Source organism: Kitasatospora sp. NPDC054768, from assembly GCF_053612025.1.
In genome coordinates this window covers 36,952-55,564 of record NZ_JBSHBN010000049.1, presented here as the reverse complement: position 1 = coordinate 55,564, position 18,613 = coordinate 36,952, and the positions used below count along the sequence as shown (strand labels likewise).

At 73.0% G+C, this 18,613-nt stretch carries 16 protein-coding genes and 1 rRNA gene; 13 read left to right on the top strand and 4 right to left on the bottom strand.

Annotated features, from left to right (window positions below; translation table 11 throughout):
• The 5 genes from rrf to ACWGKU_RS17490 form a co-directional block, all read left to right on the top strand.
• A 5S ribosomal RNA gene (rrf, locus tag ACWGKU_RS17510) occupies positions 1–83 on the top strand; the annotation flags it as partial.
• Positions 84–349: 266 nt separating this feature from the next.
• Positions 350–2,941, top strand: coding sequence for an ATP-binding protein (locus tag ACWGKU_RS17505; protein WP_452180499.1), 2,592 nt, complete (start codon positions 350–352; stop codon positions 2,939–2,941).
• A gap of 118 nt (positions 2,942–3,059) precedes the next feature.
• Positions 3,060–3,740, top strand: a complete 681-nt coding sequence (locus tag ACWGKU_RS17500) for a response regulator (RefSeq protein ID WP_049657530.1) — start codon at positions 3,060–3,062, stop codon at positions 3,738–3,740.
• Positions 3,741–3,805: 65 nt separating this feature from the next.
• A complete protein-coding gene (locus ACWGKU_RS17495) occupies positions 3,806–4,213 on the top strand; it encodes an OB-fold nucleic acid binding domain-containing protein (RefSeq protein WP_359909898.1) in 408 nt (135 codons plus the stop codon).
• A 2-nt stretch (positions 4,214–4,215) separates the two neighbouring features.
• Positions 4,216–4,938, top strand: a complete 723-nt coding sequence (locus ACWGKU_RS17490; RefSeq protein ID WP_359909901.1) for a DUF3159 domain-containing protein — start codon at positions 4,216–4,218, stop codon at positions 4,936–4,938.
• Between the two features lie 93 nt (positions 4,939–5,031).
• Here ACWGKU_RS17490 and ACWGKU_RS17485 read toward each other — a convergent pair whose 3' ends face one another.
• Entirely contained in the window at positions 5,032–5,703 is a 672-nt protein-coding gene (locus tag ACWGKU_RS17485; RefSeq protein WP_359909904.1) for a potassium channel family protein, read from the bottom strand.
• Positions 5,703–6,371 (bottom strand): potassium channel family protein, encoded by a 669-nt coding sequence (locus ACWGKU_RS17480; protein WP_359909907.1) that lies wholly within the window; start codon positions 6,369–6,371, stop codon positions 5,703–5,705. Before ACWGKU_RS17480 ends, ACWGKU_RS17485 begins: the two co-directional genes overlap by 1 nt.
• A 248-nt stretch (positions 6,372–6,619) precedes the next feature.
• Between ACWGKU_RS17480 and ACWGKU_RS17475 the strand changes: the two genes are divergently transcribed.
• Positions 6,620–8,695, top strand: coding sequence for an APC family permease (locus tag ACWGKU_RS17475; RefSeq protein WP_380546579.1), 2,076 nt, complete (start codon positions 6,620–6,622; stop codon positions 8,693–8,695).
• A gap of 371 nt (positions 8,696–9,066) precedes the next feature.
• Positions 9,067–10,416: a class I SAM-dependent RNA methyltransferase gene (locus tag ACWGKU_RS17470; protein WP_387695368.1), complete on the top strand. Its 1,350-nt coding sequence runs from the start codon at positions 9,067–9,069 to the stop codon at positions 10,414–10,416.
• Positions 10,417–10,524: 108 nt separating this feature from the next.
• On the opposite strand, the gene ACWGKU_RS17465 is transcribed toward ACWGKU_RS17470, so the two are convergent.
• Entirely contained in the window at positions 10,525–10,719 is a 195-nt protein-coding gene (locus ACWGKU_RS17465) for a hypothetical protein (protein ID WP_452180498.1), read from the bottom strand.
• Positions 10,720–11,084: 365 nt separating this feature from the next.
• Between ACWGKU_RS17465 and ACWGKU_RS17460 the strand changes: the two genes are divergently transcribed.
• From ACWGKU_RS17460 to ACWGKU_RS17445, 4 genes are all read left to right on the top strand, one after another.
• Entirely contained in the window at positions 11,085–12,035 is a 951-nt protein-coding gene (locus ACWGKU_RS17460) for a LysR family transcriptional regulator (protein WP_452180497.1), read from the top strand.
• A 162-nt stretch (positions 12,036–12,197) separates the two neighbouring features.
• Positions 12,198–14,846, top strand: coding sequence for a collagenase (locus ACWGKU_RS17455; RefSeq protein WP_452180496.1), 2,649 nt, complete (start codon positions 12,198–12,200; stop codon positions 14,844–14,846).
• Between the two features lie 161 nt (positions 14,847–15,007).
• Entirely contained in the window at positions 15,008–15,244 is a 237-nt protein-coding gene (locus tag ACWGKU_RS17450) for a toxin-antitoxin system HicB family antitoxin (protein ID WP_049659744.1), read from the top strand.
• The gene (locus ACWGKU_RS17445; RefSeq protein WP_359909922.1) at positions 15,241–15,669 is read left to right on the top strand and encodes a fic family toxin-antitoxin system, toxin component; all 429 of its coding nucleotides are present in this window, start codon (positions 15,241–15,243) and stop codon (positions 15,667–15,669) included. Before ACWGKU_RS17450 ends, ACWGKU_RS17445 begins: the two co-directional genes overlap by 4 nt.
• A gap of 54 nt (positions 15,670–15,723) precedes the next feature.
• Here the strand turns inward: ACWGKU_RS17445 and ACWGKU_RS17440 are convergent, their stop codons facing one another.
• Positions 15,724–16,605, bottom strand: a complete 882-nt coding sequence (locus ACWGKU_RS17440) for a GNAT family N-acetyltransferase (protein WP_452180495.1) — start codon at positions 16,603–16,605, stop codon at positions 15,724–15,726.
• Positions 16,606–16,843: 238 nt separating this feature from the next.
• Here ACWGKU_RS17440 and ACWGKU_RS17435 point away from each other — a divergent pair, with 238 nt between their 5' ends.
• Positions 16,844–17,749: an ATP-grasp domain-containing protein gene (locus ACWGKU_RS17435; RefSeq protein WP_452180494.1), complete on the top strand. Its 906-nt coding sequence runs from the start codon at positions 16,844–16,846 to the stop codon at positions 17,747–17,749.
• Complete coding sequence (locus tag ACWGKU_RS17430) at positions 17,746–18,600, top strand: ATP-grasp domain-containing protein (protein WP_452191473.1); 855 nt, start codon at positions 17,746–17,748, stop codon at positions 18,598–18,600. Before ACWGKU_RS17435 ends, ACWGKU_RS17430 begins: the two co-directional genes overlap by 4 nt.
• The last annotated feature ends 13 nt before the right edge of the window (positions 18,601–18,613 follow it).

Sequence of the window (18,613 nt, the reverse complement as noted above, 5' to 3'; positions counted from 1 at the left end):
ACATTCCGAACCCGGAAGCTAAGCCTTACAGCGCCGATGGTACTGCAGGGGGGACCCTGTGGGAGAGTAGGACGCCGCCGAACAATTCTTCAGAAAAGCCCCTGATCCATTCGGATCAGGGGCTTTTCGCATTTCTGGGCCGGACGGGCCCGACAGGCCGGCTCCGGTGCCTCCGAACCCTCCCGGACGACCCCCGCCGAGTGGCTGGTCCACCGTCAATATGCCGCTAAAACCGCCTGATCAGCGCACTGATCAGCGGAAAATCGCGTCGCACACCGTAGTCTCGAAGGCAAGGGGAACAGGTGTCCGGGGGTGTCCTCCGGGCCGGGTCGGATCAAGAATGGTGCTCATGGGACGAGGCAGGCTGCGCATCTACCTCGGGGCAGCCCCCGGGGTCGGCAAGACGTACGCCATGCTCGCCGAGGCGCACCGGCGCCAGGAGCGTGGCACGGACGTCGTGGTCGCGTTCGTGGAGGACCACGGCCGCCGACGGACCGCGGACATGGTCGCCGGGCTGGAGGTGGTGCTGCGCCAGCAGGTGGTGCACCGCGGCGCCCGCTTCTCCGAGATGGACCTGGACGCCGTCCTCGCCCGCCGCCCGCAGGTGGCCCTGGTGGACGAGCTGGCCCACACCAACGTCCCCGGCTGCCGCAACGAGAAGCGCTGGCAGGACGTCGAGGAACTGCTGGCGGCCGGGATCGACGTGATCTCCACCGTCAACGTCCAGCACCTGGAGTCGCTCGGCGACGCGGTCGAGGGCATCACCGGGGTGCGCCAGCGCGAGGCCGTGCCGGACGAGGTGGTCCGGCGGGCGGATCAGATCGAGCTGGTGGACATGTCCCCGCAGGCGCTGCGGCGGCGACTGGCGCACGGCAACGTGTACGCGCCGGAGAAGATCGACGCCGCCCTCGCGAACTACTTCCGTCCGGGCAACCTGACCGCGCTGCGCGAGCTGGCGCTGCTGTGGACCGCGGACCGGGTGGACGAGTACCTCCAGAAGTACCGGGCCGAGCAGGGCATCGAGGGCACCTGGCAGGCCCGGGAGCGGATCGTGGTGGGCCTGACCGGCGGGCCCGAGGGGGCGACGCTGATCCGCCGGGCGGCCCGGATCGCCGCCCGGGTCTCCGGCGGTGAGCTGCTCGCCGTGCACATCTCCCGCTCGGACGGGCTGGTGGGCTCCGGCTCGCCGCAGACGCTGATCGAGCAGCGCGTGCTGGTGGAGAGCCTCGGCGGTTCCTTCCACGCGGTCCTCGGCGACGACCCGGCCGGCGGACTGCTGGACTTCGCCCGGGGCGTGAACGCCACCCAGATCGTGCTGGGCACCAGTCGGCGGCCCGCCTGGCAGTACCTGTACGGGCCGGGCGTCGGCACCACGGTGACCCGGGAGGCCGGGGACATCGACGTGCACATGGTCACCCACGAGCACGCCGGGCACGGGCGGCGCGGCAAGATACCGGTCCGCCGGATCACCGACCTGGGCCGTACCCGGACGGTCGCCGGCTGGCTGATCGGGCTGGTCGGCCCCCCGGTGCTGGCGATCGTGCTGACCGCGATCGGCGGGCTGGGGCTCTCCACCGACATGTTGCTTTTCCTGTCGCTGACGGTGTGCGCGGCGCTGGTCGGCGGGCTGCTGCCGGCCATCGGCTCGGCGCTGGTCGCCTCCTCGGTGCTGAACTACTACTTCACCCCGCCGCTGCACACCTTCACCATCAACGAGCCGCAGAACATCATGGCGGTGGCGATATTCACCATCGTCGGCATCTCGGTGGCGTCGGTGGTGGACCTCGCGGCCCGGCGCACCCAGCAGGCGGCCCGTAGCCAGACCGAGGCGCAGACGCTCAGCGCGCTGGCCGGCACGGTGCTGCGCGGCGCGCCCAATGGCGACGGGGTGCTCACCGCGCTGATGGAACAGGTGCGGGAGACCTTCGGACAGGAGAGCGCCGCGCTGCTGGAGCGGCCCGATCCGCTCGCGCCCTGGGTGCCGGTGGCCTCCGCCGGCCCGCGCCCGCCGGGGCGGCCGGAGGAGGCCGACGTGGACGTCCCGGTCGGCGACAGCCTGGCGCTGGTGCTGCGCGGCCGGGTGCTGCCCGGGGCGGACCGGCGCCTGCTCGGGGCGTTCGCCGCGCAGGCCGCCGTGGTGCTGGAGCGCCGCCGGCTGGCCCGGGAGGCCGCCGATGCCCGCCGGGAGGCCGAGGGCAACCGGATCCGGACGGCTCTGCTGGCGGCGGTCTCGCACGACCTGCGCACCCCGCTGGCGGGCATCAAGGCCTCGGTGAGCTCGCTGCGTTCGGCCGACGTCGACTGGGACCCGGAGGACGAGGCCGAGCTGCTGGCCGGCATCGAGGCAGGGGCGGACCGGCTGGACCACCTGATCAACAACCTGCTCGACATGAGCCGCCTGCAGACCGGTACCGTCACCCCGCTGATCCAGGAGACCGACCTGGACGAGGTGGTGCCGTTCGCGCTCGGCGGGGTGCCGCTGGAGTCCGTCCGGCTGGAGGTGCCGGAGACGCTGCCGATGGTCCGGGCCGACGGCGGGTTGCTGGAGCGCTCGCTGGCCAACCTGGTGGAGAACGCCGTCAAGTACAGCCCGGACGGCGTCAAGGTGCTGGTCAAGGCCGACGAGCTGCGGCGGCCGGGGCGGCCGGCCCGGGTCGAGCTGCGGATCGTGGACCGCGGCCCGGGGGTGCCGGAAGAGGCGAAGGAGAAGATCTTCGCGCCGTTCCAGCGGTACGGGGACGCGCCGCGCGGTGCCGGGGTGGGCCTCGGACTCGCGGTGGCGCGCGGTTTCGTCGAGGCGATGGACGGTACCGTCACCGCCGAGGACACCCCGGGCGGCGGCCTCACCATGGTCGTCAGCCTGCCCGTGGTCGACCGGCCGCCCGAAACGGGGGAGCCGGGCGGCGAGGGTGGCGGTCCGCTCCCGGAGCTGATCACCTGAGAACCGGCGGCGCACCGGCCGGGCCGGGCGCCCCTCCCGGGGCCGCGCGCCGCAGCGAAAGTCGTAGAGCCAGTCCCCAGTCCGTAAGTCAGACAGCCCCGAAAGGCGGAGCCCGCACATGACCCGGGTCCTCGTCGTGGACGACGAACCGCAGATCGTCCGCGCGCTGGTGATCAACCTCAAGGCCCGCAAGTACGAGGTGGACGCGGCCCATGACGGCGCGAGCGCCCTGGAGCTGGCCGCGGCCCGCCATCCGGACGTGGTCGTCCTCGACCTGGGCCTGCCCGACATGGACGGGGTCGAGGTGATCCGCGGCCTGCGCGGCTGGACCCGGGTGCCGATCATCGTGCTGTCGGCCCGGCACGCCTCGGACGAGAAGGTCGAGGCCCTGGACGCCGGCGCCGACGACTACGTCACCAAGCCGTTCGGCATGGACGAGCTGCTCGCCCGGATGCGGGCCGCCGTGCGGCGGGCCGAGCCGGTGGCCGGGGAGGCCGACTCGCTGGTCGTCACCGAGTCCTTCACCGTCGACCTCGCGGCCAAGAAGGTCAACCGGGACGGCGCCGACGTCCGCCTCACCCCGACCGAGTGGCACCTGCTGGAGGTACTGGTCCGCAACGCCGGGCGGCTGGTCAGCCAGACCCAGCTGCTGCAGGAGGTGTGGGGCCCGGCGTACCGCACCGAGACCAACTACCTGCGGGTCTACCTCGCCCAGCTGCGCCGCAAGCTGGAGCGCGACCCCTCGCACCCGCGCCACTTCATCACCGAGCCGGGCATGGGATACCGGTTCGAGAGCTGACCCCGGCCGCCCCCGGCGGTCGAGCGACCTGCCGCCGGGGGGCCGGAACCCGGTACCCTTCCGACATGAGTGGTGACAACAGCAGCGGCCAGCCGCAGGGGCGGTTCCGCCGCATGCTCAGCCGGCTGACCTCCTCGGCCGAGGAGCTGGACGCCGAGGAGCTGCGTCAGGAGATCGCCGCGGAGTCCGGCTGCACGCCGATCGCCGGCTGCGGGGACCGTGATCTGGTCACCGTCGCGGGCACGCTGCGCACGGTGACGCTGCGCCCCCGGGCGGGTGTGCCCGCCCTGGAGGCCGAACTCTTCGACGGTACCGAGGCGCTGGACGTGGTCTGGCTCGGCCGCCGTTCGATCGCAGGGATAGAGCCCGGCCGCCGGCTGGTCGCCAGCGGCCGCATCGGTCACGCACGCGGGCGCCGCGTGCTGTTCAACCCCCGCTATGAGCTGCGTCCGGTCGGACACGGGAGCGAATGAGCGTGAGCAACCAGCCCGGCGGCGAGGCCGCCGCCCAGCTCGACCTGGCCGTCGACCCCGCGGACGCGGAGGCCGCCCGCAGGGCCGCCTCCAAGGAGGCCGCCGACACCGTGCTCCAGGCCTTCGGCGGCGTGCGCGGCATGATCGACATGACGCTGCCAGGCCTGGTCTTCATCGTCACCTACAACCTGACCCACCAGGTCAGCACCTCGGCCTGGGCCGCGCTGGGCCTGAGCGCCCTGTTCGTGGTGGCCCGGCTGGCGAAGCGGCAGACCATCCAGCACGCCTTCAGCGGGGTGTTCGGTGTCGCCCTCGGCGCCTGGATCTCGATGAAGAGCGGCAAGGCCGAGGACTTCTACCTGCCCGGCCTGCTCTGGAACGTCGGCTACTGCATCGCCCTGGCGGCCTCCGCGCTGGCGCGCTGGCCGATGATCGGGGTGATGCTCGGCCCGATCACCGGCGAGATGTTCACCTGGCGCAAGGAGAACCCGGGCCGCCTGGCCGCCTACACCAAGGCGACCTGGGCCTGGGTGCTGATCATGGGCCTGAAGCCGGTGATCCTCTTCCCGCTGTACTTCACCCACAACGTCAACCTGCTGGGCTGGCTGAAGGTCGCCCTCGGCATCCCGCCGATGCTGCTGGCGATGTACGTGACCTGGCAGATCCTGTTGAAGGCGCCGCCGCCGATCAAGGCGCAGCTGGACGAGGAGGAGCCGGCGAAGTAGCCGCCTCCCGGTCGGCCGGGAGGCCGGTCCGAACGACGGCGAAGGGCCCGCACCCCGACGAGGGGTGCGGGCCCTTCCGCTGTGCCCGCGGGGCTACTGGGCGCCCGAGGTCGCCGAGAGGAGCTGCTCCAGCTCCTCCTCGCGCTCCTGCGCGGCGACGAAGAGCAGCTCGTCGCCGCCCTCCAGGGTGTCGTCCTTGCCCGGCACCAGCACCCGGCCCTCGCGGATGATGGTCACCAGCGCGGTGTCCTGCGGCCAGGCCACGTCGCCGACCCGGATGCCGACGAGCTCGGTGTCGGAGGCCAGGGTCAGTTCGACCAGGTTGGCGTTGCCCTGGCTGAAGCGCATCAGGCGGACCAGGTCGCCGACGCTGACCGCCTCCTCGACCAGCGCGGACATCAGCCGCGGGGTGGAGACGGCGACGTCCACGCCCCAGGACTCGTTGAAGAGCCACTCGTTCTTGGGGTTGTTCACGCGGGCGACCACCCGCGGCACCGCGTACTCGGTCTTGGCGAGCAGCGAGACGACCAGGTTGACCTTGTCGTCACCGGTCGCGGCGATCACCACGTGGCAGCGCTGGAGCGCGGCCTCGTCCAGCGAGGTGATCTCGCAGGCGTCGGCCAGCAGCCACTCCGCCATCGGAACCCGCTCCACCGAGATGGAGTTGGGGTTCTTGTCTATCAGCAGGACCTCGTGGCCGTTCTCCAGCAGCTCGCCCGCGATCGAGCGGCCCACGGCACCGGCCCCGGCAATGGCGACCCGCATCAGTGACCCTCCTCCTTCGGTCCCTGCGCGAACGCGGCCTCGACGGCCGTCAGGTCGGCCCGGCGCAGCATCACGTGCACCAGGTCGCCCTCCTGCACCACCATCTGCGGCGAGGGGAGCATTCCCTCGCCGAGCCGGGTGACGAACGCCACCCGGGTGCCGGAGGCCTCCTCCAGCCTGCTGATCCGGTGGCCGATCCAGCGCGGGTCGTACGCGACCTCGGCGAGCTGCACGCCACCGCTCGGGTCCTGCCACAGAGGCTCGGCGCCGCTCGGCAGCAGTCGGCGCAGCATCTGGTCGGCGGTCCAGCGGACCGTCGCGACGGTGGGGATGCCCAGGCGCTGGTACACCTCGGCGCGGCGGGGGTCGTAGATCCGGGCGGCGACGTTCTCGACGCCGAAGTTCTCCCGGGCCACCCGTGCGGCGATGATGTTGGAGTTGTCGCCGCTGGAGACCGCGGCGAAGGCGCCGGCCTCCTCGATGCCCGCCTCGCGCAGGGTGTCCTGGTCGAAGCCGACGCCGGTGACCCGGCGGCCGTTGAACCCGGCGCCCAGCCGGCGGAACGCGGTCGGGTCCTGGTCGACCACGGCCACCGAGTGGCCCTGTTTCTCCAGGGCTCTGGCGAGGGCGGAGCCCACGCGGCCGCAGCCCATGATCACGATGTGCACCGGCGCTTACCTCACCCGTCCCGAAGGGGCCTTGACCTGCGCAAACACCGTTCAGCTCCGTTTCCCGCCCGGTCGTCCGGGACGAGGTTCCTCGTGGGGGCGCCGACCCGGCAACGCTCGACAACCAGAGTGTTGCCCGCCGACTCGTATCCGACACGCTAGCCGGTCCACCGAACGCAGTCGCGACGAAGGGGGGGACAAACGGCGGAGCCTTGACCGGGGAGCCCCTACGATTCCTTAACGTGCCTATGCCGACTGACCTTCCGAAACGCATCCTGATCGGGCGCGCCCTACGCAGCGACAAGCTGGGCGAGACGCTTCTGCCCAAGCGGCTCGCGCTGCCCGTGTTCGCCTCGGACGCGCTCTCCTCGGTCGCGTACGCCCCCGAGGAGATCCTGCTCACCCTCTCCATCGCGGGCGCCTCGGCGATCCATTTCTCCTGGCAGATCGGCGTCGTCGTGGCGATCGTGATGCTCGCCGTGGTCGCCTCGTACCGGCAGAACGTGCACGCCTACCCCAGTGGTGGCGGTGACTACGAGGTCGCGACCGTCAACCACGGTCCGGCCGCCGGTCTGGTGGTCGCCAGCGCCCTGATGGTCGACTACGTGCTCACCGTGGCCGTGTCGACCACCTCGGGCGTCGCCAACGTCGTCTCCGCGGTGCCCGCGCTGCGCGGCCACGAACCGGTCCTGTCGGTGATCGTGGTCGTGCTGCTGATGGGCATGAACCTGCGAGGCGTGCGCGAGTCCGGGAGCGCCTTCGCCGTTCCCACCTACGCCTTCATGGTCGGCGTGATCGGGATGGTCGGCTACGGGGTGTTCCGGCACTTCGTGCTCGGCCAGGACATGCCCGCCGAGAGCGCCGGGTTCCACCTCGCCGCCACTCCCGGCAACGACTCGCTGGCCGGCTTCGCGATGGTGTTCCTGCTGCTGAAGGCGTTCTCCTCGGGCTGTGCCGCGCTCACCGGTGTCGAGGCGATCTCCAACGGCGTGCCGGCCTTCCGCAAGCCCAAGAGCAAGAACGCGGCCACCACGCTGCTGATGATGGCGAGCATCGCCGTCGTGATGTTCATGGGCATCATCTGGCTGGCCCGGCTGACCGGTGTCCAGATGGCCGAGAACCCGGCCGAACAGCTCGTCGGCACCTCGCCGGACTACCACCAGAAGACCGCGCTGGCGCAGATCAGCGAGGCCGTGTTCAACAACTTCACGCCCGGCTTCTACTTCGTCGCGGCCGTCACCGGGCTGATCCTGGTGCTCGCCGCCAACACCGCCTTCAACGGCTTCCCGGTGCTCGGCTCGATCCTCGCCCAGGACCGCTACCTGCCGCGCCAGCTGCACACCCGCGGCGACCGGCTGGCCTTCTCCAACGGCATCATCCTGCTGGCGATCGCCGCGATCCTGCTGATCCTCGCCTTCGACGCCGACCCGACCCGGCTGATCCAGCTCTACATCGTCGGCGTCTTCGTCGCCTTCAACATGAGCCAGTCCGGCATGATCCGGCACTGGACCCGGCTGCTGCGCACCGAGACCGACCCGGCCAAGCGCCGCCACATGCAGCGCAGCCGGGCGATCAACGCCTTCGGCCTGGTGATGACCATGGCCGTGCTGATCGTCGTCCTGGTCACCAAGATCAGCCACGCCTGGATCGCGATCGCCGCGATGGCCGTGCTGTTCGTGATGATGAAGGGCATCCGGCGGCACTACGACCGGGTCTCCGACGAGCTCATCGCCGCCGAGGAGCCGGACGACGTGGTGCTGCCCACCCGGGTGCACGCCATCGTGCTGGTCTCCAAGCTGCACAAGCCGGCGCTGCGCGCCCTGGCGTACGCCAGGCTGGCCCGGGCCCACACGCTGGAGGCCGTCACGGTCAACGTCGACCCGGCGGACACCGCGGCGCTGCGGCGGGAGTGGGACGAGCGCGGCATCGAGGTGCCGCTCAAGGTGCTGGACTCGCCGTACCGCGAGATCACCGGGCCGGTCCTGGACTACGTGAAGAACCTGCGGCGCAGCAGCCCGCGGGACGTGGTCTCGGTCTACATCCCGGAGTACGTGGTCGGCCACTGGTACGAGCACCTGCTGCACAACCAGAGCGCGCTGCGGCTCAAGGGGCGGCTGCTGTTCAAGCCCGGTGTGATGGTCACTTCGGTACCGTGGCAGCTGGAGTCCTCGGAGCGGCGCAAGCCGCAGAAGGCCTGGTCGGCGCCGGGTGCCGTCCGGCGTGGCGAGCCACGCGCGCCGAAGGCCGTAAAGTCGAAGGATTCCGTCTCCACCGGTTCGAACGCCGGGGACACCTCCGACCGCAGCAAGGACTCCTCCCAGTGACCCGCAACACTCCGCCCCGTTCCTCGGGCTCCTCCGGCAAGGGCGCCCGCCGGGGCGGCTCCCAGCCCGGGCAGGTCTCCCGGCCGCGCTGGGGCCGGCCGGCCCGTCCGGAGGCCACCGACCGCGACGGCCTCACCGCGCGCACCGCGCCGATCGTCCCGGGCGAGCGGGAGGACCGGGAGCCCGCCGGGCCGGCCGCCGGCAAGGGCGCCGCGGGCAAGACGTCCGCGGGCAAGGCGTCCGCCGGCAAGGCCTCCGGCAAGAGCGCGCCGAAGGGCGCCGGCAAGGGTGCCGCCCAGGACGCGCCGAAGGGCGCTGCCGGGGCCGGCCGGAAGGCGCCGCGCAAGCAGGCGGTGCGGCCGCCCAAGGCGCTGCGCGCCGGTGCCGCGCGGCCGTCGCGGCCCGAGACGCCGTCCGGGGAGCCGCTGGCCGGGCAGCGCTACGAGGTCGAGGTCGGCCCGGTCGCGCACGGCGGCGGGCACTGCGTGGCCCGGCACGAGGGCCGGGTGCTGTTCGTGCGGCACGCGCTGCCCGGTGAGAAGGTCGTCGCACTGGTGACCGACGGGACCACCACCTCGCGGTTCCTGCGGGCCGACGCGGTGGAGGTGCTGGAGCCGTCCAAGGACCGGATCGAGGCGCCCTGCCCGTTCGCCGGTCCGGGCAAGTGCGGCGGCTGCGACTGGCAGCACGTCACCCCGGGCGGGCAGCGCAAGCTCAAGGCGGCGGTGCTGACCGAGCAGCTGGCCAAGCTCGCCGGGCTCACCCCGGCCGAGGCGGGCTGGGACGGCAGCGTCGAGCCGGTCGGCGGCAAGCTTCCGGCCGGGCAGGTGCCGGCCTGGCGCACCCGGGTGCAGTACGCGGTCGACGCCGGGACCGGGAAGGTCGGCCTGCGCAAGCACCGCTCGCACGAGGTGCAGCCGGTGGACCGCTGCCTGATCGCCGCCGAGGGCGTCACCGAGCTGGGCATCGAGGCCCGCGACTGGCCGGGGGTGGCGAGCGTCGAGGTGATCGCCGCGACCGGCTCCTCGGACCGCCAGGTGGTGCTCACCCCGCGGCCGGGCGCCCAGCTGCCGCTGGTCGAGCTGGACAAGCCGGTGTCGATCGCCCGGGTGGACGAGCAGGGCGACGTGCACAAGGTGCACGGGCGCGGCTTCGTGCGCGAGCGGGCCGCCGGGCGGACCTGGCGGATCAGCAACGGCGGCTTCTGGCAGATCCACCCGGAGGCGCCGGACACCCTGGTCGACGCCGTGCTGGACGGGCTGGACCCGCAGTGGGGCGAGAACGCGCTCGACCTGTACTGCGGCGTCGGCCTGTTCGCGGGCGCGCTGGCCGACCGGGTCGGCGAGGACGGTGCGGTGCTCGGCATCGAGTCCGCCAAGCAGGCCGTGGTCGACGCCCGGCACAACCTGGCCGCGCTGGACAACGTGCAGATCGAGTGCGACCGGGTCGAGACGCTGCTGCCGCGCACCGGTATCACCGCCACCGACCTGGTCGTGCTGGACCCGCCGCGCTCGGGCGCCGGCCGCGAGACCGTCGCCCACCTGGTCGGCCTGGAGGCGCGCCGGATCGCGTACGTGGCCTGCGACCCGGCGGCGCTCGCGCGGGACCTGAAGTTCTTCCGCGAGGGCGGCTACCGTCCGGTGTCGCTGCGGGCCTTCGACCTGTTCCCGATGACCCACCACTTCGAGTGCGTGGCGATCCTGGAGCCGGTCGGGCAGTGATTCCGGGCTGATTCCGGGCTGATCCCGGGCTGATCCCGGGCGTCGGGAGTCACGGCAGGAGGCGGTCACCCGTTCGGGGTGGCCGCCTCCTGCCGCGTCCGGGGCCGGCTACTCGTTGTGCTCCTCCTCGTCGACGCTGTGCGGCAGGTCGATGCCGTGCTGGGCGGCGAGCCGCAGGAGCGAGGCGACCCGGCCCTCGTACGCCTGGACGCCGTCGGCGTCCTCCTCGGCCCGGGCCGCCGCGAGGTCCCGGCGGGCCTGGGCGAGCTGCTCGCGCAGCTCCTGGTCGAACATGGCTGTCATCGGTAGGCCTCCGCACCGGTCGGCGCCCGCTCGGGGGAACGCAGGGGGGCCTTCAGCCTCCCGGACGGCGGGTCGGTCTTCAAGTCCCGCCCCTCCCGGCGGGGCGGGGTGGGGCGGAGCGGGCGCGGGCGGCCCGGACCGGGCGGAAGGTCAGGTGCCGGCAATGCGCTGGTAAAAGATGGTGCGCGCAAGGCCGTCGGGCCCCGGGAGAGGGCTTGACGAGGTCATTCCCCGGGGCGAAGGTGAGCCGCTGACATGTGATGTGTGCCGTTGTACCGGCCTGCCGGTGCGCCGTCGCACCGCCCGTGACGGCAGCCGCCCCACGCCGTCGGCCGGGGCCGGCCGGGTGCGCGAGGGGGAGCGTCATGGAGCTGGAGCTGCGGCACCTTCGCGTGCTGTGCGCGATCGCCGACACCGGGAGCGTCGGCCGGGCCGCCGTCCTGCTTGGCGCCTCGCAGCCGGCGACCAGCACCCAGCTGCGCCGGATCGAGCGCCACCTGGGCGCCCCGCTGTTCGAACGCACCACCGTCGGCGTCGCGCCGACCGGCTTCGGGGCGGAGGTGGTGGCCGCGGCCCGGGAGCTGCTCACCCGCGCCGACGGCCTGGGCCGCCGCCCGGAGGCCCCGGCCGGGCCCGTCCCGCGCGAGCTGCGGCTGGCGGCGACCAACTCGCCGCTGCTGCCCGGACTGGTCACCAGGGCGCGGCACCAACGGCCCGGACAGCGCCTCACCCTGACGTCGGTCCACCGCTCCTCCGGCATCGTCGAGCTGCTGGAGCGGGACGAGGCCGACGCCGCGGTGGCCGTGGACTACCCGGGCCGGGAACTGCGCCACGCGCCGTCCGTCGCGCACCGCGGCATCGTCACCGAGCCCGTCTTCGTCGCGCTGCCGGCCGGCCACCGGCTGCGGCACCGCACCGAGGTGGCGCTGGCGGAACTGGCGGAGGAGGAGTGGTTCCTGGCCCCCGACGACGGGGCCGGCTGGCACGGCGTGTTCCACGGGGCCTGCGCCGCGGCGGGGTTCGCCCCGGCGACCGTCCACGAGTTCCTCGGCGGCCGGCTGGAGCTCCAGGAGATGATCGCCGCCGGGCTCGGCATCTCCGTCGTCCAGGCCACCACCCGGCCGCTCGCCGAGGTGGTCGTCAAACCGCTCGCGGGGACGCCGATCTGGGTCCGGCAACTGCTGCTCTGGAGGCCGGCCGGGGTGGGCGGGGAGGTGGTGGAGACGCTGCTCGGGGCGGCCGCCGCGGCGTATCGGGACCTGATCGCGGCGGCGCCGAGCTTCCAGGCGTGGGCCGCACGGACGTACCGGCCTTAGCGGCCTTAGCGGCCGCGGCGGGCGGTGTTATGGCTGGACAGGGCTATGTCATATGACCTGTGACATTGTTCCGACCCTCCGTCGCTGGCAGGATCATGACGCGTTCCCCCAACGCCTCGGCAGTCCTCCCAGCGCCTCCCCCCACAGGAGAAGGACCCACCAGTGCGCCCACGGATACCACTCCCCACCCTGCTGGCCGGCCTCGTCGCCGGCTGTTGTGCCGCCGCCACGCTGCTGCCCGCCACGGCCGCCTTCGCCGCCCCGGCTGCTTCCGCCGCCGCGGCCGCCTCCGGGTCGAGCGCCCGGCCCGCGGCCGGCGCCCCGGCGGCCGACCCGGGCTCCGCCCTGCCGAAGCCGCTCGGCGCCTTCCTCACGGTCGACCCGGCCGAGCAGTCCCGTGCGGCCGAGGAACCCGCCCCCGTCGCCAAGCCGCTGCCCCCGGCGCTGCTCGGGCAGCTCGTGATGGGCCAGCCGGCCGGCACCGCCGTGCAGACCACGCAGCGCCCGGCCGGGCCGAAGACGTCCCCGGTCAAGCAGCCCCTCGCCGCCCGCGGTGCCGCCGCCGCGGCCGCCACCGCGCAGAGCTGCACCCCGGCAGACTTCGGCAGCCGCAGCGGGGCCGACCTGGTCTCCTTCCTGGAGGCCTCGACCCCGGACTGCGTCAACACGTTGTTCAACGTCACCGGCACGGACGCGGGCGCCGTCTTCAAGGAAGCGAAGATGCTCACCGTCGCCAACGCCTTCCAGAACGCGGCGGGCGGCTACACCGGCGACAACTCGACCGGCATCCTGCAACTCGTGCTCTTCCAGCGGGCCGGCTGGTACGTGCAGTCGAACAACGCGGGGGCGGTCGGCCCGTACGACGCGGCCCTGACCGGTGCCTCCAAGGCCGCCCTGGACGCGTTCTTCGCCGCGCCGCACCGCACCGACGTGAGCGACGGCAACGGCACCGTGCTCAACGAGGTCCTGGTGCTCACCGACAGCGCCAACCTCCAGGGCAGCTACCTGGGCGTCTACAAGCAGGTGCTGACGTCGTACGACAACGCGTACAACGCCTTCCCGAAGATGCTCAAGGCGGTCAACGCGGTGCTCTCCGCTCCGCTGTGGCGGGGCAACTGGAACCCCGACTTCGTCAGCGCGGTCGGCGCGGACCCGAGCATCGGCGCCACCCTGGGCGACTTCGCCCTGAACCACAAGGACCTGCTCGGCACCGCCAACGCCTACCTGGACGTCAACGCGGGCAACGACCTCGGCCGGATGGCCGGCGACGGCCCGGCGGTCGAGGCCGCGGTCAAGGGCAAGGTCAAGGCCGTCCTCGACGGCGCCCGGATCACCGGCGCCACCGGCCCGCTGTACGTCCACACCGCGTACCAGGCCAACAGCTTCGACCCCGGCCAGTGCTCGTACTACGGCACCTGCGACCTGCCGGCCAAGCTGACCGCCGCGGTGCTGCCGAACCAGCTGGTCTGCGACAACCGCACCATCCTGACCGAGGCGCTCCCGCCCGCCGACCTGTCCGCGGTCTGCGCCAGCCTGCGCGGCGAGGACACCTTCTTCCACAAGCTGGTGAAGGACAACGGGCCGATCCCCGGCCAGTACGACAAGGAGCTGACCCTCGCGGTCTTCGCCAACCAGGCCGACTACCTGACCTACTCCTGGGCGATCTTCAACAACTCCACCGACAACGGCGGACAGACCGTCATGGACCCGACCGACCCGAACAACCGGGCCGTGTGCGTGATGTACCAGAAGTCCTGGAACGACGGCTTCACCGCCAACGTGTGGAACCTCAACCACGAGTACACCCACTACCTGGACAACATCTACGACCTCAAGGGCAACTTCTCCACCGAGATCTCCGTCCCGGACATCTGGTGGATCGAGGGCGTCGCCGAGTACGAGTCCTACGCCTACCGCGGCACCACCGACACCCAGGCGATGGCCGAGGCCGCCAGGCACACGTACAAGCTGAGCACGATCTTCCAGAACACGTACGGCAATTCGGACACCGTGCGCACCTACCCGTGGGGCTACCTGGCGGTCCGGTACATGTTCGAGAAGCACCCGGCCGACATCGACTCCGTGCTCGCGCACTTCCGCACCGGCGACTACCAGGGCGGCTACGCGGTCTACAACGGCATCGGCACCGGCTACGACGCCGACTTCGACGCCTGGCTCGACGCCTGCGCCGGTGGCGCCTGCTACGCGGCCGGCCCGACCGCGCTGTTCGGCCAGACCGTGAACGGCCCGACCGTCACCCTGACCGACAAGTCCGTCCAGACCGGCCCCGGCCGGATCACCGCCTGGCACTGGACCTTCGGCGACGGCGGCTCGTCCGACCAGCAGAACCCGAGCCACACCTACGCGGCCGCCGGCACCTACACCGTCGCGCTGACCGTCACCGACGACACCGGCAGGACCGCCAGCACCCCGACCTCCGTCACCGTGACCACCGGCGGAGGCGGCGGCCCCACCACCCCGCCGGCCTGCACCGACCCCCGCGCCGACGCGCTCGGCAAGAACTGCTCGCGGGCCGATCTGGCGGCGACCGCCGGCAACCTGGACTACCTGTACGTCTACCTGCCGGCCGGCACCAGCACCCTGAGGATCACCACCTCCGGGGGCACCGGCACCGCCTCCCTGTACTACAACGAGAGCACCTGGGCCTCGCCGAGCGCGTACACCGCCTCGTCCACCAACCCGGGCACCACCCAGAGCATCACGGTGACCAACCCGACGGCGGGCTACCGCTACGTGAGCCTCTACGCGAACACCGACTTCAGCGGGGTGACCGTCAGCACCCAGTTCTGATCCGCCTCCCTTCCGGCGCGGGCCGGGTCCGTGGCAGCCGCCGCGGGCCCGGCCGTTCGACGTCCCGGTGACGGCGAGGTTGCGCGGGGGCGTGCGGCAGGTGTGCGGGCGGTGTGCACGCGCCCTTGTTGTGCTAGCACTTGAGCGCTAGCTTGAACGGCATGGGTAAGAAGCAGCTGAACGTGCGGGTCGACGCCACGACCGCCGAGATGGCCCGGGAACGGGCGGAGCAGCAGGGGATCTCCATGAACCAGTACATCGAGCGCCTGGTCCAACAGGACATGGGCGAGTCCGGGCGGGCCTTCGTGGACGCGGCCGCGCAGTTCATGAAGGAGTACGAGTCGGCCTTCCTCGCCGAGTTCGGGGAGCCCGGCGACCTCCAGGACGTGCGCCGTTGAAGCTGGAGGTCGACCTCTCGTGGCTGCTCATGACCGCCGAGCAGTACACCCCCGGTGACCCGCAGGTCACCGACTACGGCTCGCTGCTCGCGGCCGTCACCCGCCACCAGGCCGAGATATTCGACATCGCGGTCTACCCCGAACCACAGGACCGCGCCGCCGCGCTGATGCACCAGCTGATCCGGGTGCCCGCCCTGGAGAAGACCAACGAACTCTTCGCGACCGCCGTCGCCTACGCCTACCTGGTCGCCAGCGGCTGCACCATTGCCACCACCGCCCGCGAGGTGCGCAGCCTCTCCCGGGCCATCCGCGAGGGGCGGCTCGGGGTGTCGGGCGTCGCCGAGCGGCTGGCGGCCTGGATGGTGGACGAGGCGGAAGGGGAGGAGGTCACCGGGGCGGACGAGGAGGACGAGGACGACGACTGATCGGCGCCGTCCTCGGCCGGCCCCGGGGCGCCGGGCGGCGGGGCCGCAGGGCTGCTACTGGGCGGTGGGCTGCTGCCGGGCGGGCTCCTGCTGGGCGGAGGGTTCCGCGATCAGGGCCGTCGCGAAGGTGCGGAAGCCGGCCCGGCGGTAGATCCGGGCGACGTCCTCGTCGGCGGCGGACAGGAACACCGTCCGAACCCCGTTCGCCCGGGCGTGCGCGACCAGCGCCGCGGTGACCGCCAGGCCCAGTCCGCGGCGGCGCGCGGACGGGAGCGTGCCCACCCCGGCCACCTCGGTGACCGGGCCCACCGGGTTGTGCTGGCCGGCGCACAGGGCCGTGCCGTCCTCCAGGGCCGCGGCCAGCACGGTGGTGCCGGCGGCGATCCGCCGGGCGACCTGCTCCGCCGTGCCGTCGGCCGTCAGCCGCGCCGCGGCCGTGGCCAGCTCGGCCGCACCGGTCGGGCCGACCGCCGTGCCCGGATCGCCGAAGGCCAGGTGCGGGACGGCGAGCGCGGCCGCCAGTTCCGGCCCGTCCGGGGCCAGCACCCGGACCTCCACCGGCTCCGGCAGCTCGGGCGCCGGGGCCGCTTCGTCCTGCGGGCCCAGTACCAGCAGCGGGTGCTCGTGCACCGTCAGGCCCGCCGCCTCGACCGCCGCGCGAAGCTCCGGGGTCTGCTCGGCCACCCACTCGAAGGCCTCCGGGACGCCCAGCTCCCGCTGCCGCTCCAGCACCCGGCGGACGTCCTCGGCGGTGGCGGCCGAGCCGCGGTGGCCGAGGGCCGGGCGGGCGTAGTACGGCCAGCCGCCCCCGTCCCGGACGAACAGGGTCAGCGGTCCGAAGTCCTCGGTGCGGGCGGCGCTGCGCGGCACGGCGTCGTAGTAGCGCTCGATCTCGTCGAGCAGGGGGCGGTCGGGAACATGATCAACAGGGGTCACGGCGTGCATCCAAGCAGGGGCTGTGGCGCGGTGCCACCGGATTTCCGGGGCACGTCCCGGGGGCCCTCGCCGCCTCCCCGATGCCCCTCGGCGTCTCCCCGGGGGCCGATTGTTGCCGAACGCTTACCCGCTCGCAGCGATCTTGTGCGAACACAGCGTGCATGCTGAAGGCTTTACAGCTCTGCCGAGGGGGACGGCGGACGTCTGCACTAGGCGAGGCAAGGGGGAAGACAGGCCCATGAGGCTCTGCTTTCTGGTGGAGGAACACTACCGGCACGACGGCATGCCGCTCGACGTGGCACGCCAACTCACGGCGTGGGGACACCGGGTGGACGTGCTGCGCCCCGGGGACTCGCTGCTGGCGATCTCCGAGGAGGTCCGGGCCGGCAGCCACGACGCCTGGGTGCTCAAGACCGTGTCCGGCGGGCCCGGGCTGACCCTGCTGGAGTCGGCCGCCGCCGTCGGCCTCACCACGGTGAACGACGTGCGCTCGATCCGCGGGGTCCGGGACAAGGCGCTCGCCGCGGTCATCGGCCGCACCCGCGGGCTGCCCGTCCCGGTGACGTACGCGGCCGCGCGCTGGGAACGGCTGGCGGAGATCCCGGCCGCCGAGTACCCGCTCGTGGTCAAGCCCGCCGACGGCAGCTCCGGGCGTGCCGTCCGGCTGGTGCGCAGCCCCGACCAGCTGCTGGAGGTCGGGCCGGAGCTGGCGGGGGAGGGGCTGCTGATCGCCCAGCCGTACGTGCCCAACTCCGGGACCGACCTCAAGGTGTACTGCGTCGACGGCGAGCTCTTCGCGACGGAACGTTCCTCCCCGCTGCACCCGGGGCAGGGCGTGCGCGAACGGCAGGTGCCGCTGCCGGGGAGCGTCGCGCGGATCGTGGCGCAGGTCGGCGAGGTGTTCGGGCTGGACCTGTACGGGGTCGACGTGCTGCTGGGGCCGGACGGGCCGGTGGTGGTGGACGTCAACGACTTCCCGAGTTTCCGGCAGGTGCCGGACGCGGTGGCCCGGGTCTCCCGGGCGGTGCTGCGGCTCGCGCGCAGCGGGACGGCCGTGTCGGTGCCCGGCGGGCCGGTCGAGCTGGTGTCCGCGGGCGGCGACGCCTACGGTCAACTCGGCTTCGGTGAGGGGGAGTTGCTGTGAAGATCGGACTGATCACCGGCGACCCGGGGCATCCGGTGCTGGCCTCGGCGGCCGAACTGCTGGTGCGCCGGGGGCACGAGGTGGCGGTCGTCCCGCCCGCCGGGCCCGTGACCGGGCTCGCCGACGTCTGCCTGCTCAAGGCCCGCACGCCTCAGGCGCTGGCGCTGGCCGGGGAGCTGGAGCGGCGGGGCGTGCCGGTGGTCAACTCGGCGGCGGCCACCGGGCTGTGCCAGGACCGGGTGCGGATGGCCGACCTCGCCCGCGCCGCCGGGCTGCCCTTCGCGGCCACGGACGCGGCCGGACGCTTGGGCGACCTCGCCGATCCGGCCTACCCGTTCGTGGTCAAGAGCCGGCACAGCAGGCGGCACGACCTGGTCGCCCGGGTGGACGGCCCGGCCCGGTTGCGCGAACTCGCCGAGCGCTGGCCCGAGGAGCCGGTCGTCACGCAGCCGTTCGTCCCGGGGACGGGTTGGGACCAGAAGCTGTGGGTGGTCGACGGTCAGGTGTTCGCGGCCCGGCGGCAGTCCGAGCTCGCCACCGGCACGGGGAAGTCGGGGCGGGCGGAGGACTGGGAGCCGTCCGCCCGGCGGGCCGCGCTCGCGCTGCGCGTCGGCGAGGTGTTCGGGCTCGACGTGTACGGGGTCGACCTGCTCGACGGGCCCGCCGAGCCGGTCATCGTGGACGTCAACGCCTTTCCCGGGGTGCGCGGCCGCCCCGGCGCGCCGGAGGCGCTGGTGGCGCTGGCGCTGCGGGTCGGGGCGCAGCGGGGGCCGGTGCTCGCGGGGCGGGACCGCGCGCGGCGGGGCCCCGCGGGGCGGGCGCTCGCAGGACTCGGGAGGGGCGTGGGGTAGGGCCGGCAGGCGT